This is a genomic window from Brevibacterium sp. HMSC07C04 (genome assembly GCF_001815905.1).
GTDB lineage: Bacteria > Actinomycetota > Actinomycetes > Actinomycetales > Brevibacteriaceae > Brevibacterium.
This window is the reverse complement of the sequence record NZ_KV823250.1, coordinates 118289-143326: the sequence shown is the minus strand read 5'-3', so window position 1 is coordinate 143326 and position 25038 is coordinate 118289. Positions and strand designations below refer to the sequence as shown.

The 25038-nt window shown below is 63.2% G+C and carries 21 protein-coding genes and 1 other RNA gene; 10 read left to right on the top strand and 12 right to left on the bottom strand.

Features of this window, described 5'->3' with window-relative positions:
* Positions 1-917 precede the first annotated feature (917 nt).
* From HMPREF3162_RS04190 to HMPREF3162_RS04150, 9 genes are all read right to left on the bottom strand, one after another.
* A complete protein-coding gene (locus HMPREF3162_RS04190; protein ID WP_070777000.1) occupies positions 918-3884 on the bottom strand; it encodes an FtsX-like permease family protein in 2967 nt (988 codons plus the stop codon).
* Complete coding sequence (locus HMPREF3162_RS04185) at positions 3881-4627, bottom strand: ABC transporter ATP-binding protein (protein WP_070574505.1); 747 nt, start codon at positions 4625-4627, stop codon at positions 3881-3883. Before HMPREF3162_RS04185 ends, HMPREF3162_RS04190 begins: the two co-directional genes overlap by 4 nt.
* The gene (locus HMPREF3162_RS04180; RefSeq protein ID WP_070574507.1) at positions 4624-5211 is read right to left on the bottom strand and encodes a PadR family transcriptional regulator; all 588 of its coding nucleotides are present in this window, start codon (positions 5209-5211) and stop codon (positions 4624-4626) included. The genes HMPREF3162_RS04185 and HMPREF3162_RS04180 overlap by 4 nt, the downstream gene beginning before the upstream one ends.
* Positions 5212-5321: 110 nt before the next feature.
* Positions 5322-5600: a hypothetical protein gene (locus HMPREF3162_RS11635; RefSeq protein ID WP_141750204.1), complete on the bottom strand. Its 279-nt coding sequence runs from the start codon at positions 5598-5600 to the stop codon at positions 5322-5324.
* Between the two features lie 699 nt (positions 5601-6299).
* Positions 6300-6689: a transfer-messenger RNA gene (ssrA, locus tag HMPREF3162_RS04175) on the bottom strand.
* 601 nt (positions 6690-7290) lie between these two features.
* Positions 7291-7929 carry a mycothiol-dependent nitroreductase Rv2466c family protein gene (locus tag HMPREF3162_RS04165; RefSeq protein WP_070776999.1) on the bottom strand — a complete coding sequence of 213 codons (639 nt, stop codon included), beginning with the start codon at positions 7927-7929 and terminating at the stop codon, positions 7291-7293.
* 120 nt (positions 7930-8049) lie between these two features.
* The gene (gene smpB, locus HMPREF3162_RS04160) at positions 8050-8538 is read right to left on the bottom strand and encodes an SsrA-binding protein SmpB (protein WP_070574513.1); all 489 of its coding nucleotides are present in this window, start codon (positions 8536-8538) and stop codon (positions 8050-8052) included.
* A gap of 21 nt (positions 8539-8559) precedes the next feature.
* Positions 8560-9690 (bottom strand): peptide chain release factor 2, encoded by a 1131-nt coding sequence (gene prfB / locus HMPREF3162_RS04155; protein ID WP_070776998.1) that lies wholly within the window; start codon positions 9688-9690, stop codon positions 8560-8562.
* 12 nt (positions 9691-9702) lie between these two features.
* A complete protein-coding gene (locus HMPREF3162_RS04150; protein ID WP_070776997.1) occupies positions 9703-10593 on the bottom strand; it encodes an amidohydrolase family protein in 891 nt (296 codons plus the stop codon).
* 190 nt (positions 10594-10783) lie between these two features.
* Between HMPREF3162_RS04150 and HMPREF3162_RS04145 the strand changes: the two genes are divergently transcribed.
* The 8 genes from HMPREF3162_RS04145 (at position 10784) to HMPREF3162_RS04110 (ending at position 19073) form a co-directional block, all read left to right on the top strand.
* A complete protein-coding gene (locus tag HMPREF3162_RS04145; protein WP_070776996.1) occupies positions 10784-12007 on the top strand; it encodes a TadA family conjugal transfer-associated ATPase in 1224 nt (407 codons plus the stop codon).
* Positions 12004-12879: a type II secretion system F family protein gene (locus HMPREF3162_RS04140; RefSeq protein ID WP_070776995.1), complete on the top strand. Its 876-nt coding sequence runs from the start codon at positions 12004-12006 to the stop codon at positions 12877-12879. Before HMPREF3162_RS04145 ends, HMPREF3162_RS04140 begins: the two co-directional genes overlap by 4 nt.
* On the top strand, positions 12879-13805 hold the full coding sequence (locus tag HMPREF3162_RS04135) for a type II secretion system F family protein (RefSeq protein WP_070776994.1): 927 nt from the start codon (positions 12879-12881) through the stop codon (positions 13803-13805). Before HMPREF3162_RS04140 ends, HMPREF3162_RS04135 begins: the two co-directional genes overlap by 1 nt.
* A 34-nt stretch (positions 13806-13839) precedes the next feature.
* Positions 13840-14058, top strand: a complete 219-nt coding sequence (locus HMPREF3162_RS04130) for a hypothetical protein (protein WP_070776993.1) — start codon at positions 13840-13842, stop codon at positions 14056-14058.
* Positions 14058-14468, top strand: a complete 411-nt coding sequence (locus HMPREF3162_RS04125; protein ID WP_070776992.1) for a TadE/TadG family type IV pilus assembly protein — start codon at positions 14058-14060, stop codon at positions 14466-14468. The genes HMPREF3162_RS04130 and HMPREF3162_RS04125 overlap by 1 nt, the downstream gene beginning before the upstream one ends.
* Complete coding sequence (locus HMPREF3162_RS04120) at positions 14465-14890, top strand: hypothetical protein (RefSeq protein ID WP_070574526.1); 426 nt, start codon at positions 14465-14467, stop codon at positions 14888-14890. Before HMPREF3162_RS04125 ends, HMPREF3162_RS04120 begins: the two co-directional genes overlap by 4 nt.
* Positions 14887-15321 (top strand): pilus assembly protein TadG-related protein, encoded by a 435-nt coding sequence (locus tag HMPREF3162_RS04115; RefSeq protein ID WP_070574528.1) that lies wholly within the window; start codon positions 14887-14889, stop codon positions 15319-15321. Before HMPREF3162_RS04120 ends, HMPREF3162_RS04115 begins: the two co-directional genes overlap by 4 nt.
* 158 nt (positions 15322-15479) lie before the next feature.
* The gene (locus tag HMPREF3162_RS04110) at positions 15480-19073 is read left to right on the top strand and encodes an FtsK/SpoIIIE domain-containing protein (RefSeq protein WP_083318903.1); all 3594 of its coding nucleotides are present in this window, start codon (positions 15480-15482) and stop codon (positions 19071-19073) included.
* Positions 19074-19076: 3 nt separating this feature from the next.
* Here the strand turns inward: HMPREF3162_RS04110 and HMPREF3162_RS04105 are convergent, their stop codons facing one another.
* Positions 19077-20060 (bottom strand): histone acetyltransferase, encoded by a 984-nt coding sequence (locus HMPREF3162_RS04105; RefSeq protein WP_070776990.1) that lies wholly within the window; start codon positions 20058-20060, stop codon positions 19077-19079.
* Between the two features lie 165 nt (positions 20061-20225).
* On the opposite strand from HMPREF3162_RS04105, the gene HMPREF3162_RS04100 reads away from it, so the two are divergent.
* Together HMPREF3162_RS04100 and HMPREF3162_RS04095 are read left to right on the top strand one after the other, a co-directional pair.
* Positions 20226-21053 carry a purine-nucleoside phosphorylase gene (locus tag HMPREF3162_RS04100; RefSeq protein ID WP_070776989.1) on the top strand — a complete coding sequence of 276 codons (828 nt, stop codon included), beginning with the start codon at positions 20226-20228 and terminating at the stop codon, positions 21051-21053.
* 3 nt (positions 21054-21056) lie between these two features.
* Complete coding sequence (locus tag HMPREF3162_RS04095; RefSeq protein WP_070776988.1) at positions 21057-22877, top strand: phospho-sugar mutase; 1821 nt, start codon at positions 21057-21059, stop codon at positions 22875-22877.
* 170 nt (positions 22878-23047) lie between these two features.
* Here HMPREF3162_RS04095 and deoC read toward each other — a convergent pair whose 3' ends face one another.
* The gene (gene deoC, locus HMPREF3162_RS04090; RefSeq protein ID WP_070776987.1) at positions 23048-23722 is read right to left on the bottom strand and encodes a deoxyribose-phosphate aldolase; all 675 of its coding nucleotides are present in this window, start codon (positions 23720-23722) and stop codon (positions 23048-23050) included.
* Positions 23723-23736: 14 nt separating this feature from the next.
* The gene (locus tag HMPREF3162_RS04085) at positions 23737-25038 is read right to left on the bottom strand and encodes a thymidine phosphorylase (RefSeq protein WP_070776986.1); all 1302 of its coding nucleotides are present in this window, start codon (positions 25036-25038) and stop codon (positions 23737-23739) included.

Here is a 25038-nt window from a genome sequence, read left to right as displayed (position 1 = left end):
AACGGCTGGGTGGCTGAATCGCAAACCACTGCCGGGTTCACTCCTACAAGGATCTTGCACCCAACTGATGCCCACCGAACATCAGTTCCGAGTTAGAAGTTGCTATTCGCAATACTCGACAGATAAGAATCCCTGCAAGCACCCAAACAGAAAATCATAATGGATTGCAGCGGTGAGCGTTCATTCCTCCCACCCTCTACTATAGTGAGTACGCTGAATTCACAGCCAACGTCCTTTCCCGGCCCCACTTAAAGTGCAAGACACTCAGTCAACCAAACCTTTGGCAGTCCCTGGCGTTGGACTATCACCGCGCTTGACGTCAGGGGCTTGTCCTGCCGGGGAAAGACCGCACTCGAATGCGTACTCTCGCAGACAGGAATCAAATCGTGGGGGCAACTTGGAGAGGCACTGTTCTGTTCGATGCGCCGATGGCTCACCGGCTGTTACGCCGTGCCTCGAGAATCCTTCGACAACGGGGCGGGAAACCGACCCTCGAACGTGAGACGACAACCTGGCAAATCATCGAAGCCTGGGAGAACTGACCTTCCCTTCGGGACCGGGACTGGTGGTGGGCACGCTGCGCTGACCGGTTGCAGAACGTGACCCCCCCCCAGACAGCTGCCACGCTCACCAACCGTCGTGAGACGGCGGTCGATAGCTTGGCTGCAGCTGTATTGCTGCTCAGGCCCCTCGCGAACCAGCAGCACAGCCAATGCAAGCAACTGGCGGCAAGAAGATGCTCGATTACGGCGTTACTCCGCCGTGGGCTCCCACATTGCATGAGTTGATGCCGCTTCTGACGGCCTCCATACGAAGACCATCAGTCAGCACACCTCTCCCCCCCCCCTCGTGGTCACCCACTCTGCTCCGCGCATCGTGTGACGGTCAACTTCAAAAGCAGGGCGAATATGGCCACGTCAGTCGAGCCCGCGCCGCACCAACCGTCGAGGCGGCCTCGTCAGCAGCAGCGCTGCCAGCATTCCCGCGACGACGACCCCCGCCCCCAGCATGGCTTGGTAGCCCCACAGTGGGACGGTGTCCAGCCACGCCCCGCTGGAAGCGATCCGCCTCTTCCAAGCGACGTGGTAGGCGCTGACCGCGAGCCCGGTGCCGAGCCCTAACGGCACCCCGAACAGCAAGATCACCGCAGCTTTCGCGATCCCGATCCGCACGAGCACGCCTCGTGACGCACCCACCGCATAGGCCGTGATCGCGTCGCGGCGCCCCTGCGTGGCGGACAGCAGCACCGCGATGGCCGCCGCTGCAACGGAGAGGACCCCCAGCAGCACCGGCGGCCCCCACGTGGCCGCACGCTCCTCTGGCCCCCTGTTGCCCTCAAGCGGGTCTGTCGAGTCCGGGAGGCTCACCCACACCAGCCCGCCGACTCTTTCGTCACCCAAGCGCTCGAGCGTAGCTTCATCCAGCGGTTTCGAGGTGTCTGCCAGCACGCCCTCCAGCACGATGTGGTCGAGACCAAGGCCACGCGCCGTCGAAGGTGACATCACGAGGCCGGTACCGATGCCCCGCACAAACTTCGCCGGGAGCTTCACCTCGTCGTGCGGATCAGTTTCGAGCGTGTCGAGCTTCTCACGAGGGATGCGCGCAAGACGGACACGACCGTCGTCATCGATCAACGAGGCATCGCTCACCAACACACCCCCACTATCCAGCACCTGCGCGGCGGCGTCGGCCCCTGGCAGACGCATCGCCTGCAGCGCAGGGCCATCCATCAACACCGGCGGCTCCGAGGGAGATTCGGGGCTTCCGAACCGGGTGGTCCCCCCATTGAAGGCAGCACCAGAGACCTCGCTCACGCAACGAAGCGGAGCTCCCGGAGTTCGTGCCGAGGCGGCGTGAACCAATGTGTTTTCGGGGCATTCGCGGCCCTTCGGCTGGAGAGGGAGAAGCAATGTCGGCGAGTCGTGGGCCAACGCTTCGACGGGATGCGAACCGTCGACCTCAGGCAGGCTGCGGGACAGCTCTTCCAGCGCAGCGTCGGCGATGGCCCGATCGAGCACCGGGTCGATGGACACCGTCGGAGAGACGAGGAATGTCCCCCGCCAGTCGACGGACTCGCCCGTCGTCCGAAGATCGGCATGCTGCGACGCGCCCATGACCAACAGATACGACGCTGCCAGCAGCGAGAACATCACGCCGAGGACCGCCGGCACCGTCCGCGACGGATGATCGGCCGCATCTCGAAGCGCCAGCTTCCACACCGGCCGACGGCCATCCCCGAGCCTCCCGAGGAGTGGAAGCAGCCCTCGCACCGTGACCGCGAGGCCGGCCAGCGCGGCCACGATGGCAAGTGACGCCCCAATGACGAACACCGTCGCGCCTGGCGGCAGCGAGCCCGGCGCAAGTTCCGCCTTAGCTTCCTGGCCCGCCACATGTTCGGGCACTCGCGCCAACAGCGTCGCCGCGCCAACCAGCACCGAAATACCGAGCAGTGCGGGGCCGATGATGAGCGAGCGTCCCCGACGACGACGTTGCGCGCGCACGCTGGGCCTGTCGCGCAGCGCATCGACTACCGAGAGACGAGCGACGGAGCGCGCCGGCCCCCACGCGGCGATCAGGCCGAGCAGCACGGCGATGCATGCACCGGCAACGAGCACCCACCAGGGGAAGTTGGCGAGCGCCACGTCCGCACCAAATCGCGGCTGCTCGGAGTCCTCGGCTGGCACCATCGCCCCGAGCAGTGCGCCGAATCCCGCAGCTGACGCGACTGCCAGCACGCATCCCAGCACCGCACCGAATACTCCGATGACAAGCCCTTGGGACAGCACGATGCGCCGCAGGTGGCGTGGGGTGGCGCCGACCGCCCCGGCAAGTCCGAGCGTGCGCCGCGACTGCTCCGCGGAAATCGCAATCGCAGGAGTGACGAGGAAGAACACGAGCAGCCCACCCACCACAAGTGCTACCGCGACGCCGATAGCTCGCTCCAGCAGCTGCGCTGGATCGATGTCCGCCGGGTAGAGCTCGTCGGCGGCCGGGTAGTGTTCGAGCACGTGCCTGGAAATCGCGAAAGCCTGGAGCTTGTTCAGCGCTTTGGCATCCGTCCACGTCACGGGCTCCGAACCGTGCGCGAACCAGTGCCGTTGCAGCCCTTCCGGATGCTTCGCGGCCAGCGACGACAACCAGCCCGACGGCGCCCAGGCGCGGGTGCCGGACGTGTCAGCGATGCCAGCCACACGGTAACCTCGGGCGGAATCGTTCATCGCGGCGGCGAGGTTGCCGTCGTAACTGCGAACGCCGACGTCCGGTGGCGCGAGGAAGCCCAGCGAATCGCCCACTTCGAGGTGGAGTCGGTCGGCCAGGGAGCGCGTGATGATGACTTCCGAGGGCGTCGTCGGAGCGGTGCCCTCAGCCACACGCGGCGCGCTGGCGGAAAAGGCCCACGGTTCGCCCTCCCACAGCTCCACCATCGCGAGCCGCTTGGGGGGCTTCCCATCGAGCGTCTTCACTTGACTGTCGAGGGTCTGCTCCTGCCCCGGCTGCAGCCCGAGCTCTGGCGATGCGACGAGCGACGGCGACGTCCAGTACTCGGAGAGCTCGATGGCCGGTGGGAGTGCCGCGCGAATCTGCTCCGGATCTGCGGCGCGCACTTCTTCATCGTCCATCCACGGCCCGGGGGCACCCTCGGGGATCTGCGGAAATGGTGGTCCACCCTGCGGCAGGGCTGCGGCCGTGATGGTGGCCTGGCCACCGTCGGGAATGCTCTCCAGCACACGCTTCGTGGTCGGGGCGCCCGGCGAGGAGATAGAGAAGAACGTGCCGAGCGCCGCGACCGGCAAGGCGATGAGCAAAGCGGCGAGAATCGTCCGGGTCAAGTGGCGTCGAGCGTCGCGGCTCGCCAACCGCAGCACGGCGCGCCAGGCGCTCATCGGGGTGCTCCGTCGCCGGTGTGGAGCTCGTCAAGCAGCTGGTTCGGGTCGGTCGGCCCAGCCTCTCCCGAGATGCGCCCATCGCGCAGATATACCGTGCGGTCCGCCCATGCCGCGAATCGAGGCTCGTGCGTCACCATGACCACCGCCGCTCCCTCGTCAGCACGCTGGCGAAGGAGTTCGAGCACCGCGACGCCGGTCTCGCTGTCGAGCGCGCCCGTGGGTTCGTCGGCGAGCAGGAGCCGTCGAGGCCCGACGAGCGCCCGGGAGATGGCGACGCGCTGGGCCTGACCACCCGACATTTCCTCGGGACGACGATCAGCGAGCTTGGCAATCCCACATTGGGTAAGCACATCCATCGCCGCGCGTCGAGCTCGACGCCATGGCATGCCGTCGAGCTCGAGGGGAAAGGTGACGTTCTCGACGGCGCTCAGCCCAGGCAGGAGGTTGAAGTCTTGGAACACGTAGCCGACGTGGCGGCGTCGCATGGATGCGAGCTGCGGGCTGGTGAGCCCGGAGAGCGGGGATCCCTCGACGAGCACCTCGCCGCTCGTCGGGGAGTCGAGGCCTCCCGCGAGATTCAGCAGCGTCGATTTGCCCGAGCCTGAAGGTCCCATGATGGCAACGAATTCGCCCGCCTCGACGACGAGGCTCACGGCGTCAAGAGCGGTGACTCGACGCGCACCCTCGCCGTGGACGCGGGTCACATCACGTAGCGCTAACAGCGGGCCCGGCGACGTCATCGGCGGCCTTTCGCGTTGCTCACCGGCGAGGGCTCAGCCGTGATGGCTGCGTCGGCGTCTGAGCGCACCTCGGCACGACGGCCCAGGGTGCCTTCGATGTGGTCGAGCCAACGGAGTTCAGCTTCGGTGAGGAACAGGTGGTGGTCAAGCACGAGCTGGCCGACGAAATCGTCGGCTTGACGACGCAAGCGGGTGAGATCGTGCAGGGTCCGCTGCGTCGTGCTGCGCTGGCGCTGCACAAGCGCGAGCACGTCGACGCCGGGCGTGACCGTAGCGAGGGCGAGCTTCACGACGAGCTCGCCCCGGCCGCGCTGCTCTGCGACTACAGGGCGCTCCCACCAGACCTGGAGATCATCGGCGCCCTTGCTCGTGAGCCGCCAAGGCTGGCCGCCTGACTCGCCGTCGGTCTCCGTGTCGTCGCGGACCACGAGTCCGTCGCGCTCCAGGCGCTGGAGCGTCGACGACGCCTGCCCAATGTTGAGCGGCCAACTCTGGCCGGTGGACGCGTCGAAGCGTTTACAGAGTTGGTATGTCGACGACGGCTCCGACGACAGGAGCGCAAGTATCGCGTGCTTTACGGACATGCACTGTCCCCCGTTTCATGAATACAACGAATGGTTACCTGATAACCAGTTACAAGGTAACCCCTGGTGGTTGAGACTGTCAACAAGCGCAGCCGCAGCTGGCGCGGTGGCTAGGTGGCTACGGATGCCGCGCGAGTACGGTACGGCCCTGGCACTGGGCCCGACGGCGTCGAGCGCCCGCGAGAACCACTGGAGAAGCTGCCGATGACCGTGATCGTCACGCGCTCCGAAAGCCATTGCAGACCACGTGGATCTACCACCAGCTGCTGGATGCTTCGCGCAACAACAGGGCATTTCAGGCTCGCGCCAGTGATGGCGTTGCTGCAAAGCCCTGACTCTTCGCGCCCAACGACCGTGGCAACAATGGTCAAGTCGACGAGAACAGTCATGTATCGGTGTTTAATACTAAAGATCGAGGCCTCGCGCCTCCCCACTTATATGGAGAAGGTGCAAGGTGTTTCAGAAACATCGAAAACCGGCAGAAAGCACCGGTACTACTACTGCTTCAACCAGCGTAAGAAGCAGTGCACGCTTAAGCCCCTCCGTAAAGACGACTTGGAGGCACGTGTCGCGGAGACGGCTGAGGACTTCCTCGACGACGAAGCCATGTTGGCTTCTCTAGCCGTGGACATGGCAGTCCACTACCGAGAGACGCATGAACGGGGAACGGCAGTTCTAGAGGCACTGGAGGCTCGCCGGAAGGGTGTGGCGGCCAAGCTGGCTAACTTCGTCAAAGCGATAGCTGCTGGCATCTTCAATGACGCCACAGCTGAGGCTATGCAGGTATTGGAAGACCAAAAGCGTGAGCTTGATGGTGCGATCCAGGCCGAGCATGTCAAAGCAGCCCCGTTCGAGGATGAGGTCAGCATCGGAACGTTCTACAAAAAGTATGCCGGGGCAACAATGGATGCCCCTGAGACCAGGGATCTGCTGCTGGAGTACTTCATGGACAAGATCTTCGTCGGTCCAGGCGAGCTGACCATCGCATCATGGTTCTTCGACCACGGTGCAGAAGTCACCTTCGAGGAACTCTCTGACGCAAAAGAAATGGGGGAAGCGTTGACTATAGAGTTCAACGCTTCCCCCCGAGGTGGAGATGGCGGGAATCGAACCCGCGTCCGTCGACGATGCACCGAGGCTTCTCCGGGTGCAGTTCGTGAAGAATGTTTCTTAGGTCCTGAGCTTGGCACGAACACCGTGCTCAACAGACGGAGTTGGGTAGAAGTCCCGACGGTGTCCCCAACAAACACCGTCAGCAGTGGCTTTCTAAGCTGATACCGGGAGCTAGGCCGAAAGCAGACCTAGGCCGGCAGAGTCGCAGCTCGCTAGTTGAAGGCCTTTATCAGGCGGCGAGGGCGAACTCGGTGCGGTCGTTAGATTTAGCACCTATTCTTTTGCAAGGATCGTTAACGAGATGACCCTGCATCCTCGCCCCGCTTCACTCGACACACACGTCAACGTCGAAACCGATCATCCCCATATGAATTTGTCTAACACACAGCGTTAACGCTGCAGGCTCAGACGATTATTCCACCCCCGCCCCACACAAAGCCAACCGGGGCGCGAAGCAGTGAGATCAGCACCCGAAAACAGATCTGAAGCCACACTCACGCATAACTTCAGACCCACCCTGCTGGCAAACTGAATCCCCAAATCCCACAGGGTTATCCACAGCCGTGGACGAGCAGTGCTCAACAAGCAGGAACCGCCTCAGCGCGGGGCCAACGCCAGCAGGAAGCCCTCTTGATCCACAGATCCAACCACAGGCAGAAGAATAGCGTGCATAAACTCACAAACATATATTTATGCAGGTCAGAAGCTCAGCATCTGTCAAGTCGACTGCAGGGCAACCCCTGGCAGAAACTTGATCGGCCGACTTATCCCCAGGTTGTCCACAGCCGATGCAAAACCCTGTCCCAGCGCCTGAACTCCACACAACAGGCCCCCGAGAATCCACAAGTCCCGTTGCCGTCCCCGGAAGGGAATGGCAACGAGACCAAATCGGCGCTGGGTGAGCTCCGCCTCGTCAGAGAAATGGTGCTCTGTCAACCCAAACGCGCTGGGAAATCAGTGCAATCCTCAGAGACCCTTGGTGCTCTGGGTATCGGGCCCGCCAGATGGACGGGTGCGCTTGAGTTCGTAGAAGGTTTCAACCGTGGCCAAGCTGCTCAGGCCGTCCCACATGGCGAGGCTTTCTTCTTCCTCGGGCAGCGTGAGGATGACCGGACCGAAGTAGCCCTGTTTGGAGCCGTCTTCGCGTTCGAAGGCGATGATCGGCACACCGACGTCATCACCGACCAGGTCGAGTGCCGACCTCAGTTCAGCGTTGAGGTGTTCATCCCAGCTGTCATCGTCAGCGGCCTTCAGAAGGTCTTCGGAAAGGCCAGAATCGGCAAGGATTTCACTGATGAGTTCGTCAGTGAAGTCCGTGCCGTCAACGTGCCGAGCCGCACCGAACACGGTGTACAGACCACCTGCGTTGGCGCCTTCTTTCTCAGCCGCCGCAATAACACGCAGCACACGGTGACCGGCGTTGTGGCCTTTCGAGTGACCTGAGTTTTCATTGGCACCGCCGGGCAGTTCGTCGTTCTTAATCGCCAAGCTGAATGGCCGCCACGTGACGTCAATGTCGCGCTTAGCGCTGACCTGCACAAGCCAGCGGCTGGTGACCCAGCAGAAGGGGCAAGAGGGATCGTAATAGAAATCTACTTGCTGCATAGCCCCGAGTTTAACGACTCACGCTGAGGGACGCACTGGTCAAAGCCCCTGCCGAGGTGCCGGCTCAGTCCCCGATCATGTGCCGGCTGACAGCCGACTAAAGGAAGGCCGAGGTACCGCTCACCTGTTCTGGCGCAGCGACATGGCGCGTTCGGCTTCGCGCTTGTCCTGCTTTTCGCGCAGTGCCTGACGCTTGTCCCAATCCTTCTTGCCCTTTGCCAGGGCGAAGGAGATCTTGACGCGCGAACCAGAGAAGTACAGCTCAAGCGGTACCAGAGTGCGCCCGGATTCTTTGAGCTTCTGAGTGATCCTGATGATCTCGGCTTTGTGCAGAAGCATCTTCCGCTTGCGCCTGGCCGCGTGATTCGTCCAGGTCCCCTGGAGGTATTCGGGAATGTAGATGTTCTCGATCCAGGCTTCACCGCGGTCAATGTGGGCATAGCCGTCAGTGATTGATGCCCGGCCTTCGCGCAGCGACTTCACTTCCGTGCCCGTGAGTACGAGGCCAGCTTCGAATTCCTCTTCCAGGTGGTAGTCAAAAGAGGCACGGCGATTGCGCGCGACGACCTTTTTGCCGTCGTTCTTTATGAACTCGCCGGTCTTAGCCATGTTCTGGGATCGTCCTTTTTATCAGGGCAGAGCGTTTTCTTCTTCTGCCTTCTGCTGTTCTTCCTTGCGCCAGCGGATGCCCGCTTCGAGGAAGCCGTCGATGTCACCATCGAAAACAGCTGAGGGATTGTTGACTTCGTAGCCGGTGCGCAGGTCCTTGACCATCTGGTACGGGTGGGTGACGTAGGAGCGCATCTGGTCACCCCACGATGCTTTGATGTCACCGGCGAGGCTCTTCTTCTGCGCCTCTTCTTCTTCGTGCTTCAGCTGCAGCAGTCGCGACTGGAGCACTCGCATGGCTGCCGCGCGGTTCTGAATCTGCGACTTTTCGTTCTGCATTGACACGACAACGCCCGTGGGGATGTGGGTGATGCGCACAGCGGAGTCTGTCGTGTTGACCGACTGACCGCCAGGACCGGAGGAACGGTACACGTCGATGCGCAGGTCGTTTTCGTCAATGTCCACGTGGTCGGTCTGCTCGATGAGCGGGATGACTTCGACTGCCGCAAATGAGGTTTGGCGGCGGCCCTGGTTGTCGAACGGGCTGATGCGCACCAGGCGGTGCGTGCCGGCTTCAACTGACAAGGTCCCGTAGGCGTAGGGCGCGTTGATCTGGATGGTCGCAGACTTCACACCCGCGCCTTCCGCGTACGAGGTGTCGAGCTCCTGCACGTTGTATTCGTTGTTTTCGGCCCAGCGCACGTACATGCGGGTGAGCGTCTGTGCGAAGTCGGTGGCATCGTCACCGCCTGCACCGGAGCGAACCGTGATGACCGCAGAACGCGCGTCGTATTCACCGGACAGGAGCGTGGCTATCTCCATGTCCGACAGTTCGCGTGCAAGCTTGTTGACTTCGTCCTGCGCTTCCTGCAGGGCGTCAGCGTCGTCTTCGTCTTCGGCCATGGAGACCAACAGTTCGACGTCTTCAATGCGCTCATCAAACTTTTCGAGCTTTTCAAGCCTGGACTGGCGGTGCGAAAGCTTCGAGGTGACCTGCTGGGCCTCATCCGGGTTGTCCCACAGGTCAGGTGCTGCCGCCTGCTCGGTGAGCTCAGCGACTTCTGAGCGCAGCTGATCGATGTTGGACACCTCGCGAATCGAGGCGAAGGTCTGCTTGAGGTCGGCGATTTCGCTCGCAAAGTCAAAGGCCATAGTCCCGCCAGTCTACGGCACCGGGTTCAGAAGCCGCTGACCGTTGTCCCACAGGACAGCTCGCATCCACTCCTCCCCCAGCTCCAGCCGCTCAAGCGCTTCAACCTGGTGGGCATAGCTGTAGGGAATGTTGGGGAAATCTGAGGCGAACACAATCCGATCCCCGTAATCGCCCAAGCGCCTCCGGTACTCCCCTGAAGTCGGGGCGAACCGCTCTGTGAAGTCAGTCAGCGCCATACAGGTGTCCAGGTGGAAGTTGGGGTACTCATCGGCGAGGTCAAGGAACGCATCGTAATCCGGCATACCCAGGTGGGCCATAACCAAGGTGAGGCGCGGGAACCGTCTCAGCACCTCGCGAATCGGCTCGATGCCCGTGTGCGTTCCCCTCTGGGGAGCGTGGCCGGCATGAATGACGATGGGGAGCTCCGCCTCGGCAATCATGCCCCACACGGGGTCGAGGCGGGGGTCGGTCGGATCGTAGCCGCCCACCTGCACGTGGGCTTTGAAAACCCGAGTGCCGACCTCAATGGCGGTGCGGACGTAGTCTTCAGCTTCGGGTTCCGGGTAGAAGGTGCTGCTGTGAGCGCAGTCGGGAATGCGGGCAGCGAAGTCGGCGGCCCAGGAGTTGAGCCATGCGGCCATGTCCGGCTTGTGCGGGTAGAGCAGCGATGTGAACTGCTTGACCCCCAGCGTGCGCAGCGTGTCGATTCGCTCAGCTTCATCAGTGCGGTAGATGATGGGCCAGTCGTAGCCGAGGACGTCTTCTGCCTGCTCGAAGTATGCCCACACTTTGCGCAGCACATTGTGCGGCATGAAGTGCGTGTGAATATCGGTCAGACCGGGAATGTCCAACTGCGTGCACAGGTTCCGGATGTAGTTCGCATCGTCATTGAGGCTCGCCATGGGTTCACTGTAGATGACGCGCGGAGTACGGGTGCTGAGCCTGTTGACTGCTGCACTGATCAGGCGAAGTTATCCACAGATTCGGCGCGAGCCGTAGCCAGCCGGCCGCAAGTCCTCTATATTTCGAATTACCGAACTCGCTGTGCAAAGGAGCACCGCGGCGCAGAGGATGAAAAGAGGCTGAAGCTTCATGGACGCCACCGACATCATCGCCGAACAGGTCCGTGATGCCGTCCGGCTTCGAGGTCTTGACCCGCGTATGGAGCCCGAGCCCACACGGGCACTCATCCGCGATGTCATCGCCGCCTACGACGAACACACACTCAGCGGATCACTTCCTCTTCTTGACGATCCTGAGCAGGCATTTCAGCGGATTGTCGATGACCTCACCGGCTTCGGTCCCCTGCAGCGCTTTCTTGACGACCCAGACGTCGAAGAAGTCTGGATCAACAGCCCCGACAAGGTGTTCATCAGCCGTGAGGGCATCAGCGAACTCACCACGCTCGTGCTCACCGATACCGATGTCTACGAACTCATTGAAAAGATGCTGCGCACCAGCGGACGCCGCGTGGACCTGTCGCAGCCTTTTGTCGATGCGAGCCTGCCTGACGGTTCACGCCTGCACGTGGTCCTGCCGGACATCACACGCCGTCACCCCTCGGTGAACATCCGCAAGTTCATCAAGAAGACCCGCAGCCTCGACGACCTGGTCAGAACAGGTTCCCTCACCTCGGCAGCGGCGCGATTCCTTGACGCAGCAGTCAAAGCCGGAGCGAACGTCGTCGTCTCCGGGGCAACCCAGGCGGGCAAGACGACAATGCTCAATGCACTCGCCGGTTCCATTCCCGCACGCGAACGGGTCATCTCCTGTGAAGAGGTTTTCGAATTGGCCATCCCCGCCCGAGACTGGGTGCCCATGCAGTGCCGCCAGGCATCCCTGGAGGGAACGGGCGAAGTCACACTGCGCGATCTCGTGAAAGAGGCCCTGCGGATGCGGCCCACTCGGATTGTCGTCGGCGAAGTCCGGCAGGCTGAGAGCTTCGATCTTCTCATTGCTCTCAACTCCGGTTTGCCCGGCATGGGCACCATCCACGCGAACTCAGCCCGAACCGCAGTGACAAAGCTGTGCACCCTGCCGCTTCTGGCCGGGCCGAACATCGGCTCTGAATTCGTCACCCCCACAGTCGCCGCAGCACTGGACCTCGTTGTGCACTTGGCATTAAACGCCGACGGGTCCCGCAGGGTCGTGGAAATCGCAGCCGTTCCCGGCGGGATGGAAAACGGCGTTGTCGAACTCGAAAGCGTTTTCCACACGGTGGACGGCAACCTGGTCCGCGGCACCGGTTTCACGCACCTGGGCGAGCGCTTCGCCCGCATGGGACTGAACATTCACCAGATCCTGGAGGGCGTATGAGCGCCTCGGCAACCGCCGTTATGTGCGGCATGGGAATCGGCACCGGATTGGCACTGCTGTGGCTGGCCATGTGGGACGGCCCGCCCAAACACAAACGCACGCTCGGCTTCATCCAAAACCTCGAAGATCAGCTGCGAGCCGCCGGGTTCCACCGTCTGAGGGCAGCGCACGTTTTCGCGGTTGCCGCTCTCGCTGCGGTGCTGACGATGTTCACAGTGTGGGCAATCACGGCGGCAGTGCCGATCGCCGCGTGCTTTGGCATCTTTGCAGCGGCGGCGCCATTTGCCGTTTTGAAGGCAAAAGCACGCAAAACGGCTTTCGTCCGCCGCGACCTGTGGCCGCAGGCGGTCGACCATTTGAGTTCGGGTGTGCGTGCCGGGCTGTCCCTGCCCGAGGCTGTTGCAGCTCTTGCCGAACGCGGCCCCGAGGGCCTGCGCCCGATCTTCGCAGTGTTTGCCCGCGAATACCGCGCAACGGGTGTTTTCTCTGTCGCTCTGGACCGGTTGAAAGAAGCAGCGGCCGATCCAGTGGCTGATCGAATCGTGGCCGCGTTGCGAGTGACCCGCGATGTCGGCGGATCCGATTTGGGAACCCTGCTGAAAACGCTGAGTCACTTTCTGCGTGAAGATTCACGCACCCGGGCAGAACTCACAGCACGCCAGTCGTGGACTGTCACCGGTGCTCGGCTGGCGGTGGCCGCCCCGTGGGTTGTTCTGGGCATGCTCGCCACCCGGCCGGAAGCTGCTGCCGCCTACAGTTCACCGCGCGGCGCATTGCTTCTGGCCGTCGGGCTGGTGGTGTCGCTCACCGCGTATTCGGCCATGAAGAGAATCGGCAGACTGCCGGAAGAGCCACGAGTTCTGAGGTCATAATGTCTCCCGTCGCTGTCATCGCCCTGGGCATGCTCATCGGCATTGCCGCTGTCAATCTCGTGCTGTCCCTGCCGATTATGCGCCGGCCCAGCCTTGAGGATCGTCTGGCACCGTACATGCGGGAGTCCGAAACCGTGGGCCGGATGTACTCACTGTCAGCACCGGATACCAGCGGGCTTCGCGGAATCATCGACACCGCCGTGGGCCGGGCCGCCAGCTGGCTGGGTGAACGACTGACAACCGATGCCGGGGTGCGCAGTCGGCTGGAACGCCTGGGCCCGCATGCCACAGTTGAGCGCTTCCGCGCCCAGCAGATCGTCTGGACCGCCACCGGAATCGTCATCGGCATCGCGGCTGCAGTCGGTCTGTCTGCTCTGCGCGGCTTCTACCCCGTCGTAGTCATCACAATGCTCGTCCTGTGCGGCGTCGCCGGGCACTTCTTCAACGACTGGCTTCTCACACGCGCCGTCCGTCGCCGCGAACAGCGGATCCTCGCGGAGTTCCCGACTATTGCCGAACTGCTCGCGCTGTCCATCACCGCCGGCGAATCCACCGTCGACGCTCTTGAGCGCATCTGCCGCACAACAACCGGGGAGCTGAGCCGCGAACTGCAGGCTGCGTTAGCCGAGGCACGCACTGGGACACCCCTGGTGGAGGCTCTTGACACCATGGCGCAGCGCTCCGGGGTGCGCAGCCTCGGCCAGTTCGTCGATGGCATTGCCGTCGCGATTGCCCGAGGCACTCCCCTGTCAGAGGTTCTGCGCGCCCAGGCTGCTGATGTCCGTGCTGAGGGCCGCCGTTCACTCATGGAACTGGCAGGCCGCAAAGAGGTCGGGATGCTCGTTCCCGTTGTCGCTTTCGTCCTGCCGATCACCGTCATCTTCGCTGTCTATCCATCGCTCGCTGTCCTGCAGCTGGGACCGTAGAGATTCGCCCCGACACAAGTTCAAAGGAGAATTCATGTTTGACCGATTCACCGCACGCCTCCTGGCCTTCGCCGCTGTCGTCTTCGCACCGGCAGCACCGCGTCGCCGCCGCAGCGACCGCGGGGATGTTCCCGGCTGGGTGCTCATAACAGTTATGACCGCGGCCTTGGTTGTCGGCTTGTGGGCATTGGCCGGCGAAGCGTTCACCAGCTTCTTCCAAGACGCAATGAACAAGGTCCGCAGCGCCGGCTGATGACTGCAAGCAGAGCGCCAGCTTGCAAAACACCCGCCCGCAGGGCCGATGCAGGCAACGCGGTTGCCGAATTCGTCCTTGTCGCAGCGCTGCTGAGCCTGGTCTTCGCGGCCGTTCTGCAGATTGTGCTGGCCATCCACGTGCGCAACACCGTGACGGATTCAGCCCTGGCAGGTGCCCGCCACGCCAGCCTCGTCGGCCACACGCCCGCACAGGGAGCGGATGTTGCGCGCGAACTCATCACCACCGCGATTTCACCGCGCTACGCGGAAGACATCACGGTCGAAGAAGACCGCGAGGCGGGGCTGGTCACCGTCACTGTCCGCACCCCGGTTCCCGTGGTCGGGTTTCTGGGCCCCGGCGGCGTGTGGGAGCTGCGGGGGCGCGCCCTGATGGAGGACCCGTCATGAGGAAAGCGGATGCTGGGCGGGCCCCGATCGAGTTCATCTTCGCCTCGATCGTCCTCATCATCCCCCTGGTGTACGGGGCTGTTGCGTTCTCGCAGGTACAGTCAGCCGCCTACGCGGCCCAGGCTTCTGCCGTCGATGCCGCACGCGCGGCCGCCCGCTACCCGCAGACGGCTCAGGAGCGCGCACAGCAGTCGGCAAAGCTGCACTTTGCCGACTTCGGTTTGGACTCTGCCGAATACACCATCAGCTTTGACTGTGCCGGGGACTGTCAGAAAGACGGGACTCGTGTAACGGCAACTGTGAGATCTACGGTTCCGCTGCCTGGCATCCCCAACTGGCTGGCCAGCGGCGGCAGGGCAGGCATCACCGTGCAGTCAGAGCACGCCGACATCGTTGCGGCATTCGGCGAGGTCAGACCATGAACCGCCGCAGGGACCGCGGATCGATCATGCCTCTGTCGATCGGCTTCATGAGCATCGCCTTGGCGCTGCTGATCATTGCGGTTGTCATCACCGATATCTACATGGCCCACAGGAAGCTGTTTGCCCTGGCGGATTCAGCTGCCCTGGCCGCCGCGGACTCCTACACACCAGGTCTGACAGAACGGCCGTCCCTCTACTTCACCAATTCCGATATCGAAAGCGCAGCCAGCCGCTATATTCGGCTCTCCGCCGACGATTCCCGGTGGACCAACATGCGCGTGCGGGCGCAGACCACCGATGCCAATCACGTTTCCGTAGAACTCACCGCCGGCTACAGACCAGTTCTGATCAGCCCTTTTGTGCCAAAGGGACTGCCGCTGCGCGCATCGGTCACGGTTGAGGGCGCTCTGCTCGATCCCGCCCGGCGGTAAATCTCGAGGTGCCGCTCGGCTGCGTCAGCCCGGGCGGCTGCGATGGTGCCGATGTGATCCGGTGACTTCTGTTCGGCGCAGTGTGGATAAGACAACGGCAATGCACAGGGCTAAGCAGCAGGCTGCGCGGTTCTCCCCTGCTGTCCTATGTTCCGAGCATGGCTCAGACAACAGTTCACGTCACCGGTCAGGGGCACGCGTCCTATGCGCTCAGTGCCCCTGACCGGGCGAGTGCTGCTGATGTTCTAGCGGCCTTCACCCGTCACACCGCAGCTGAGTCGGCGACTGCGTGGGCGGTCAGCCCCGATGGCGAACACTTCCGGCCCGCCTCGGAAACCTGGCGCCAATGGTGTGCCCGGTATCCGGCAACCGTGGTCAGCCGTCCAAGCCAGCTGGATGTGCGCGCTGGACTGACCGGCGTTCAGCCGGCCGCCACAGTTGTGGCCGGACCGGATGCGGGTTTCGCTTTCATCCTGCCTGCCCACTCCGTCACGGTCGGCCGCAGCGAGCGTGCTGACTTCTGCCTGCACGACCCTTTCGCATCGCGTGTTCCGCAGCGACTGCAGTTCGGCACGAACACGGTTGGCAGCAGCATCGTGGTTGTTGACGACGGGCAGCCTGAGACCGTCAGCAGCTCAACTATTCCCTGGCCGAAAGCGCCGCGGGTAGCGCAGCTGAACCGCCCATCGATACTGCATCTGATCCTTCCGCTGCTCATTGGGATTGTCTTGGCCGTGGCGATGCAGGTGTGGTGGTTTCTTGCCTTCAGCCTCTCGGGACCGCTGAGCGCGGGACTGCAGCTGCTCACGGAGCGTCGGCGCATCCGCCGACAGTCAGCCGAAGGACTGCGCGCCTACGCAGCCCGGCTGCGTGCTTTGGCAGATGAAGTCAATCTGCAGACAGTCGAAGCGAAGATCCCACCCAGTCGAGACCCGCTGACGGTGTGTGTCGGATACGGGACTGTTCTTCTTCCGGCTGCTGTTGCCGAACCTGCCGAGCCCGAAGAATCATGGGATGACGATTACTGTGCGGCTTGCCAGACACTCGAGGGTCGGACCGTGCTGCCGATCGAGGCTGACAGTCGCAGAATTCAAACGCAGGCGCCCATCAACATCGACCTGCGGCAACATGCTGTGGTGCTCTGCGGTGCAGAAGCCGTGCCGATTGCCCGCGCGCTGTGCGCTCAGGTCTGCACTGCGTCTGTACCTCTTGTCCACGGTCACGCGGCTGTCCAGCGCTCACCGGAACTGGTGTCTGTCCTGCCGACCTGCCCCTGTGTTCGCGGCGAGAGCTGTGTCGACAGCGACGCAGAAGTGTCGATCACAGTTGAAGACGACCGCATCGTGGTGGCGGGCGCTGAAACACGGCACCGTGTTGTAATCGAAGCGTCTGCCCGCACGGCGCGAATTGTGCAAGCCGCTCCGTCTTCTGCAGCTGTTCCCCAACCTGGAATGTTCAATCCCGCGCGTATGACTACCGGTCGGTTCCTCAGCCTGTGCCCGCACACTGCAGGAACAGCGGATGCGTGGGCCGCACCCGTGAGCTTCGATGATCTTGCGGCCCAGTGTACGCAAACGGCTGTTCCCATCGGCATGGGCGAAAATGGTCCGATCTTCGCTGATCTGCGCGCCGATGGGCCGCACGCTCTTGTCGCCGGAACCACCGGAAGCGGAAAATCTGTCCTCCTGCAGACTTGGATCGCCGCTTTGTGCCGAAGCAGAAAGCCGGAGGAGCTGCGGCTTATCCTCATGGATTTCAAGGGCGGAGCAGCATTTGCCCCACTTGCTGACCTGCCGCACGTTGAATCGTGTTCGGACAACCTGGACCTGCGATCGGCTCTGCGCACACTGCGCAGCGTTCAGGCCGAAGTTCGCTACCGCGAAGCAGTTCTCAAAGAGTCGGGCTGTCCTGACATCGATGCGCACAATCAGGCCGGTGCTGAACCTCCGCTGCCCAGAATCGTCGTTGTGATCGACGAATTCCAAGTGCTGACAGCAGATTTTCCACCCGGTGTTGAAGCGCTCGAATCTCTCACCGCGCTGGGCCGATCGCTGGGCATCCACATAGTCCTTGCCACGCAGAAGCCCTCGGGGGTCATCACATCGCGCATGCGGACGAACATCGCACTGCGCGTCTGCATGCGGGTGCGAGACGCTGCCGACTCACTCGAAGTTCTCGATTCCCCCGCGGCTGCCGATATCCCACCGGACCGGCCGGGCATGGGCTGCATATCCACTGGCCACCGCAGCGATATGTTTCGCGCAGCCTCGCTGGATGTTCCCACCGACGTGTCCACCACGGTGAGTTGGCGGCTGCTGGCGGGTGGCAAGCGCGAAAGCGATTCCGCCTCGGGTGAGTGCGGTATCGAAGTTGAAGACCCGCCTGCACCGATCCTGCAGAAGCTGCGGCAGATCAGTCCGCCGCAGCGCACGCGCAGGATCACTCCGGAGGCGCTGCCGGACATCCTGCCGTTCACCGATTCAGGCCCCGTGGGGCGGATTGACCTTCCTGACCGCCAAACTCTCGTCGACTGGACACCCGATGCCGATATCAGCACAGCGATTCTGGGAGGGCCCCGCACGGGCAAGTCATCCCTGCTGTGGCTGCTTGCCGATGGGTCTGACAGCACATGTGAACGTGGTAGGGCGCTATCGTCTGGCTCAGCATCAGACGGCATTGTGGCTCCGACCGGTGTGGTCTTTACGCGAGACAAGCCCTCGCACTGCCGGTATGAGCTGCTCGTAGTCAATCATTCCGATGCCTGGCTGGTGGAATACGCGCTCGGTCTGATTGAACGCACGATCTCTTCCGGTGGCCGACCGCGGGTGTTCATCGACGATTTCGAACACCTGACTGCCCAGCCGCACATCCTCATGCGGGTGGAGGCGCTGCTCGGCGACGCTGCGACCACTATTGTGTGCGACCGCAGAACACTGCATTCGCGGGTCGGCGGATCGGTCAGCAGACGAGTTTTCTTCCCACCTGCCTCTGACGGTGACGCTATTTTTCTCGGGCTCAGCAATCACCGCTTTGACGGTTTTCCACCCGCCGGACGTGCTGTTCTCATCGGCCCGCCCACCGATTGTGCCGGTGCCAGTGCTGATGAAAGACACCATGCGCTGGGGGCGGACGTTATCGGAGCTGACGGGGTCGATGTGCAGATCGCCTGTGCGGCAAGTGCTGTCGGTTCTGCCGCTGCTGCCAAGTCTACCGCCACTGCGGGTGTTGGAGGCGATATTGCTGAATCGCCTCTCCCGCTGCCGTGGGGTGCCGGGCGTTCACCGGCCTACGGCATTCTCGGCTACGACCCCTGCGGCCAACCGGCTGTGTGGGACACGGAAGAGCACGGCCAAGTGCTGAGCATCATCGGTCCTGCCGAGGTGCGGCAGGCTATAGCGGCAGGCCTGCCCGACTGCTTCACGCAGCTCAGTGCGGCCGACGCACTTCCAAGTGACCTAGCACCGGCTATGACGGCAGATCGAGCAATTCTCGGATGGGGTCTGCACGAACAGCTGCCGTACGGTTCACCTGCTGCACAGGCGAGCGCTTTGGGCCCCAGAATCATCGTCGGAGCCAGAGCCCAGGCCGAACTGGAAAACCTGGGCCTGCGACACCTGCCGGTGGCCCCACCGGGTGTTGCGTGGTTCATCACGCGGACTGCCGCGATACCCATTCAGCTGCAGGGAACTCCGCCACAGAAACCTGACCGGTCAGAAGGCCCCGTCACGCCGAAAGAAGGAGAACCGCTGTGAGACTCAGCTGGTGGCAACCGTGTCGTACTCGTAGAGCACGCGTGCTTTGCCGGCCTCCACCAGCCCATCAATGAGCGTTGAGAGCACCGGCATTTCGCCTGTTACCTCAACCACAACAGGGGTGTCCGTCGACAGACGGGCAATGAGCGCGCCCGTGTCCTCCAGTGCGGCCTGGAACTCAGGAGTATCAGCCGATTCCGCCTGGTGCACAGCGCCGTCGCCCTCAGCCCCGGCCGCATCACCGTCGGACACCGCGCCACCGGACACAGCCCCGTCGTACACGGAGCCGACGGTCAGCTCGGTCGCACCGTCCTCACCATCGTCAATTGCGGGGAACGACACTGCGAAAGCCATGATCTGACCAGCCCTGCGCATGAGCGCCGCACCGTGCGCACCGGTTGCCTCAGACAGGAAACGCTGGTTGACCTGGCCAATCGTCATCTCGGCCGGACGGTCAGCGCGATTAACGCCCGCATACCAGCGGCCAAACGCCTGGGTCAGCGCAACAGAACCGGTCGCAGTCACCTCGAAGTCCTCCAACCGGTCAGCACCCAAACCACCCAGCCCGGCAGCCTCAATGCGGACCACCCGGGTGCGAAACAGCGGCGAAAAGCCCCATGCCGCAGCGGCCTGCGCTCCCGCAGTGCCCGGCTCCACCCGAGCCCGCAACGGCAGACCCTCAAGGTCCGTGCCGACAACAGCCTCGCGTACGGCGCTCAGCAGAGCCGAACCGACACCTCGGCGTTCATCGGTCGGGGCGACCTCAACATGTGCCCACGCACGCGTAGGGTGCGCGGGCGACTGCGCGACCACAGCGGCACCGATCAGAACATCATCAGCCACCTGGGCGACAACGGCCCGGCTGACAGGAGCATCAGCATCCGCCCGAAACAGCGAACGAGCCATGTGAGCGGCAGGATTCTGCGGATCGCCGAGGATCGTGTTGAGCTTGAGATCGTCACCGTCGACAAAAGGGCGGATATGCATACAAAGTCCTTCCAGGGCAACTGACCCCACTATTTTAGGCCCGCCCACACCAGCACCCAGAGGCGGCAGTTGTGCCCAGAAGAGCTGTGTCCCACTCTGCCCGGCGCAAGGGCATTCCGCTACCGTTATGACATGACTTCGAATACCTCGCCCACTAAGGCGCAGATGACGGACAATCCCATGAAAGCGGCCGAAGAAGCCGCAGCGGTCATCAACTCGGCAGCCGGTGTCGACAAACACGACATCGCCCTGGTTCTCGGCTCCGGCTGGGGAAGCGCAGCAGACCTGCTGGGCGACACGATCGCCGAAACCCCGGCGGCAGAAGTTCCCGGATTCCACGCCTCGGTCGTCGCCGGCCACGGCGGTACCCTGCGTTCCATTCGCCTGAAGAACAGCGACAAAGTCGCCCTCGTGCTCGGTGCCCGCACCCACTACTACGAAGGCCGCGGCGTACGCGCAGTCGCCCACGGAGTCCGCACCGCAGCGGCCGCCGGCGCCGACAAGCTCGTGCTGACCAACGGCTGCGGTTCAACCTCGGAAGAGTTCGCACCCGGCACCCCGGTCATCATCAGCGACCACCTCAACCTCACCGCCATCAGCCCGCTCGAAGGTGCGAACTTCGTTGACCTGACCGACCTCTACTCACCGCGTCTTCGCGAGGTTCTGCGCAGTGTGGACCCTGAACTCAAAGACGGCGTCTACGCCCAGTTCCCCGGACCGCACTACGAAACCCCGGCGGAAGTGCGCATGGCCCGCACCCTCGGCGCAGACCTCGTCGGCATGTCCACCGCGCTCGAAGCAATCGCAGCACGGGCCGCCGGATTGGAAGTTGTCGGCATTTCACTGGTGACCAACCTCGGCGCCGGAGTATCCGCCACTGCCCTGTCCCACGCCGAAGTCATCGAAGCCGGCCAGGCCGCAGGACCGCGCATCTCTGCTCTGCTGGCCGAAGCCGTCAGCACCATGGCCGAACTACCCCGACAGGAGCGCTGACCCATGATCGCCGATCGCTTCACAAATGGCTTCGACCCCGAAATCGTCAAAGCTTGGATCGCTGACGACCCCGACCCCGTCACGGCCGCAGCCCTCCAGAAGCAGCTGGACGCGGCCACCGGCGAACCCGGCGAGGCCTCCGAGCGCGCAATCGCCGACATCACGGAAGGCTTTCAGGGTCTTCTGCAGTTCGGAACGGCCGGTCTGCGCGGCGAAATCGGGCCAGGCCCCAGCCGCATGAACGCAGCCGTCGTCACCCGTGCAGCCGCAGGACTCGCAGCGGCTCTGCGCGATGTTGTCGGTGAGGGCTTCACCGTCGCCATCGGCTGCGATGCTCGCCACGGCTCAGCCGATTTCGCCCGCGTCACCGCCGCCGTCGTCACCCAGGCCGGTGGCCACGCCATGCTCTTGCCCGCACAGCTGCCCACGCCCCTTCTGGCCTTCGCCGTCAAACATCTGGGAACTGACGCCGGAGTGATGGTCACAGCCAGCCACAACCCGCCCCAAGACAACGGCTACAAGGTCTACCTTGGCGAGCGGCCCCTCGTCGGTTCAGCTCGCGCAGCCGCGGCTGCCGACGGGCGCGAACTCACAGACGCCGAACTCGAAACCATTGCGGCCGGTGCAGGCGCGCAGATCGTTGAGCCTTTCGACGCTTTTATTGCCGGCAAAATCGCCGAGGTTCCGTCTGTCGGCAGCATGACCTTGCCGGACACCGGGTGGACCGAACTGGGTGACGAGGTGCTCGATGCCTACACCGAGCGGCTTGCTGAATTCAGTGACATGGCCGGTGCCCGCCAGAGCGCACCGCTGACGATTGTCTACACTGCCATGCACGGCGTGGGCGGTCAGACCGCGCTGCGTGTTCTTTCCCAGGCCGGCTTCACGGATGTTCACGTGGTCGATCAGCAGCACCAGCCCGACCCCGACTTCCCCACCGTCACCTTCCCCAACCCGGAAGAGCCCGGTGCGCTCGAGCTCGCCTTTGCCAAAGCGCGGGAGGTCGGCGCGGATCTCATCATTGCGAATGACCCGGATGCCGACCGCGTATCGGCCGCTGTGCCGGATCCGCGGGACGAAAGCGGGTACCGTCAGCTCTCCGGTGACGAGGTGGGGCTTCTGCTTGCCGAATTCATGGCCGGAACCGTGCGAGCCCGCCAGGCTGTGGGCGAGACGTGCGTCATGGCGAACTCGATCGTGTCCTCGACCGCTGTTGCCCATTTAGCGACCAACCGGGGCATTGAGCACCGGCAGACGCTGACCGGCTTCAAATGGATCACCCGCGTACCCGGTCTGGTGTACGGCTACGAGGAAGCACTCGGCTACTGCGTCGACCCCGAAGCTGTGCGCGATAAGGACGGCATAAGCGCTGCCGTTGTCTTCGCCGGCCTCGTTTCCAAACTCAAAAGCGTTGGACTCAGTGTTGAAGACCAGCTGGATGACATTCGTCAGCGCGACGGTGTCTTCCTCACCGCGCCACTGACATTCCGCTTTGACGACGTGGAGAAGATCACCGCGGCAGTTGACTCGCTGCGCAGCACTCCTCCTGCCGAACTCGCAGGGCGGGACGTCGTCGAAGTCATCGACCTGGCTGCTGGAAGCGATGAGCTGCCGCCCACCAACGGCATCAAACTGCGTCTGGCAGGCGGTGACAGGATCATCATCCGCCCGTCGGGCACAGAGCCGAAGCTCAAGTGCTACCTGGAAACGGTCGCACCGGCTGACGGCTTCGACACCCCCGAGGACGTGCGCACCGCAGTTGCCGAATGCCGCCAGCGCCTATCGGCGCTCTCAGCCGCACTCGGCGCGTACCTGGGTCTGTAAAAGCTCACGCTGGCAGACCACCAACTCAGCCAAGACACACAGCCGCCGAACCTCGACACACCGCAAAAGAACAAATCCACCCGTTAGCCGTGCGGCTAGCGGGTGGATTTGTTGCTATCGGGAGTTTTCCGGCTGACGAGTGTTTTCCGGCTAGAGCCGAACCCAGAACCTCAGTCTTCGAAGCCGTCGAGAACCGCAGCGGAACCGGAAAGGCCCAAACGCGATGCTCCGGCTTCAATCATTTCGCGGGCAGCTTCAGCCGAGCGGATACCGCCGGAGGCCTTAACACCCAGAGCGTCGCCGACGGTCTTGCGCATGATGGCAACAGCGTGAGCCGAAGCCCCACCAGCCGGGTGGAAGCCGGTGGAGGTCTTCACAAAGTGAGCACCGGCGCGCACCGAGGCTTCGCACGCGGCGACGATTTCGTCGTCTTCGAGCGCTGCGGATTCGATGATGACCTTGACCAGGGCATCGTGCCCGGCCTTCTTCGCGGCATCTGCAACGGCTTCGACAACGCCGCGGATGTCAGCTTCGACGTCATCCCACAGTCCGGCCTTGGCGGCACCGATGTTGATGACCATGTCGACTTCCTGAGCACCCTGTTCAACAGCCAGTGCCGCCTCGGCAGCCTTGATCTGCGGGGCGACAGCACCGGAGGGGAACCCGCAGACGGTTGCGATCACAAGGTTGCCCGTGTCTTTCAGCGGCAGAGCCGACGGCGACACGCACACTGCGAGCACGCCGAGCTTCTTGGCTTCCTCAACGAGAGCGGCGAAGTCTTCCGGGGTGGATTCGGGCTTGAGCAGCGTGTGGTCGATGATCGCTGCGACATCGGTCTTCTTCATAATGCTCCTTGAGTTCACTTGATGTGTTCGAAGATGACCGAGGTGGATTCGGCAGCCGCTGTCGCCTCCGGGCTTCCTGCCGGGGCGATCACCGCTGCTCCCTCGAGGCTTTCGAGGGCTCGGTCGAAGCGCTGGGCTTCATCTGTGTACAGGGTCATGAGCGGGGCACCGGCTTCAACAGTGTCGCCGGGCTTGGCGTGCAGGCGAATGCCCGCACCGGCCTGTACGGCGTCGCCCGGACGGGCGCGGCCTGCGCCCAGTCGCCACGATGCCTGGCCCACAGAAAGCGCGTCAAGACCGGTGAGAACACCGGATTCGGCGGCCGTGACAACGTGGTTCTCGCGGCCCATCGGCAGTTTCGCGTCAGGGTCACCGCCCTGTGCGCTGATCATCTGACGCCACTTGTCCATGGCGCGTCCGTCCTTGAGTGCCGCGGCGACATCGACGTCTGTCTTGCCGACGAGTGCCAGCATTTCCTGCGCCAGAGCGACGGTGAGTTCGACGACGTCGGCCGGGCCGCCGCCGGCGAGCACCTCGACGCTTTCCTCAACTTCGATCGCATTGCCCACAGCCAGGCCCAGCGGGGTGGACATGTCGGTGATGAACGCGGATGTTGCGGTGCCTGCGGCTTTACCGAGTTCAACCATGGTGCGGGCAAGCTCCTCGGCCTTCTGCCGGTCTTTCATAAACGCGCCGGAGCCGGTTTTGACGTCCAGCACGAGAGCTTCTGTGCCCTCGGCGATCTTCTTCGACATGATCGATGAGGCGATCAGCGGAATCGTGTCGACGATCCCGGTGATGTCGCGCAGCGCGTACAGCTTCTTGTCTGCAGGTGCCAGCCCTTCTGTGGTTTCGCAGATGATGGCGCCGACCTCGTCAAGCTGTCGCACAATGCCCTCGGTGGAGATCGCTCCGTGCCAGCCGGGGATCGCTTCGAGTTTGTCGAGCGTGCCCCCGGTGTGGCCGAGTCCGCGGCCGGACAGCTGCGGTACGGCGACGTCGAACACTGCGACAAGCGGTGCCAGCGGCAGCGTGATCTTATCGCCCACACCGCCGGTGGAGTGCTTGTCCGTGGTCGGCACCGACAGGCTGGAGAAGTCCAGGGTTTCACCGGACTTGATCATCGCCTGCGTCCAGCGCGTGATTTCGCGCGACTCCATGCCGTTGAGGAAGATCGCCATGCCGAGAGCAGACATCTGTTCATCGGCAATGACGCCGCGGGTGTAGGCGTCGATTGTCCAGTCGATCTGTTCGTCGGTCAGGGAATTGCCGTCGCGCTTGGCGATGATGATGTCAACGGCGTCAAACTTTTCCAC

What these genes read in the sequence shown, in the direction of transcription:
- HMPREF3162_RS04190 (WP_070777000.1), bottom strand. Translation starts at nt 3,884, where the DNA reads ATGAGCGCCTGGCGCGCCGTGCTGCGGTTGGCGAGCCGCGACGCTCGA.
- HMPREF3162_RS04185 (WP_070574505.1), bottom strand. Translation starts at nt 4,627, where the DNA reads ATGACGTCGCCGGGCCCGCTGTTAGCGCTACGTGATGTGACCCGCGTC.
- HMPREF3162_RS04180 (WP_070574507.1), bottom strand. Translation starts at nt 5,211, where the DNA reads ATGTCCGTAAAGCACGCGATACTTGCGCTCCTGTCGTCGGAGCCGTCG.
- HMPREF3162_RS11635 (WP_141750204.1), bottom strand. Translation starts at nt 5,600, where the DNA reads ATGACTGTTCTCGTCGACTTGACCATTGTTGCCACGGTCGTTGGGCGC.
- HMPREF3162_RS04165 (WP_070776999.1), bottom strand. Translation starts at nt 7,929, where the DNA reads ATGCAGCAAGTAGATTTCTATTACGATCCCTCTTGCCCCTTCTGCTGG.
- smpB (WP_070574513.1), bottom strand. Translation starts at nt 8,538, where the DNA reads ATGGCTAAGACCGGCGAGTTCATAAAGAACGACGGCAAAAAGGTCGTC.
- prfB (WP_070776998.1), bottom strand. Translation starts at nt 9,690, where the DNA reads ATGGCCTTTGACTTTGCGAGCGAAATCGCCGACCTCAAGCAGACCTTC.
- HMPREF3162_RS04150 (WP_070776997.1), bottom strand. Translation starts at nt 10,593, where the DNA reads ATGGCGAGCCTCAATGACGATGCGAACTACATCCGGAACCTGTGCACG.
- HMPREF3162_RS04145 (WP_070776996.1), top strand. Translation starts at nt 10,784, where the DNA reads ATGGACGCCACCGACATCATCGCCGAACAGGTCCGTGATGCCGTCCGG.
- HMPREF3162_RS04140 (WP_070776995.1), top strand. Translation starts at nt 12,004, where the DNA reads ATGAGCGCCTCGGCAACCGCCGTTATGTGCGGCATGGGAATCGGCACC.
- HMPREF3162_RS04135 (WP_070776994.1), top strand. Translation starts at nt 12,879, where the DNA reads ATGTCTCCCGTCGCTGTCATCGCCCTGGGCATGCTCATCGGCATTGCC.
- HMPREF3162_RS04130 (WP_070776993.1), top strand. Translation starts at nt 13,840, where the DNA reads ATGTTTGACCGATTCACCGCACGCCTCCTGGCCTTCGCCGCTGTCGTC.
- HMPREF3162_RS04125 (WP_070776992.1), top strand. Translation starts at nt 14,058, where the DNA reads ATGACTGCAAGCAGAGCGCCAGCTTGCAAAACACCCGCCCGCAGGGCC.
- HMPREF3162_RS04120 (WP_070574526.1), top strand. Translation starts at nt 14,465, where the DNA reads ATGAGGAAAGCGGATGCTGGGCGGGCCCCGATCGAGTTCATCTTCGCC.
- HMPREF3162_RS04115 (WP_070574528.1), top strand. Translation starts at nt 14,887, where the DNA reads ATGAACCGCCGCAGGGACCGCGGATCGATCATGCCTCTGTCGATCGGC.
- HMPREF3162_RS04110 (WP_083318903.1), top strand. Translation starts at nt 15,480, where the DNA reads ATGGCTCAGACAACAGTTCACGTCACCGGTCAGGGGCACGCGTCCTAT.
- HMPREF3162_RS04105 (WP_070776990.1), bottom strand. Translation starts at nt 20,060, where the DNA reads ATGCATATCCGCCCTTTTGTCGACGGTGACGATCTCAAGCTCAACACG.
- HMPREF3162_RS04100 (WP_070776989.1), top strand. Translation starts at nt 20,226, where the DNA reads ATGACGGACAATCCCATGAAAGCGGCCGAAGAAGCCGCAGCGGTCATC.
- HMPREF3162_RS04095 (WP_070776988.1), top strand. Translation starts at nt 21,057, where the DNA reads ATGATCGCCGATCGCTTCACAAATGGCTTCGACCCCGAAATCGTCAAA.
- deoC (WP_070776987.1), bottom strand. Translation starts at nt 23,722, where the DNA reads ATGAAGAAGACCGATGTCGCAGCGATCATCGACCACACGCTGCTCAAG.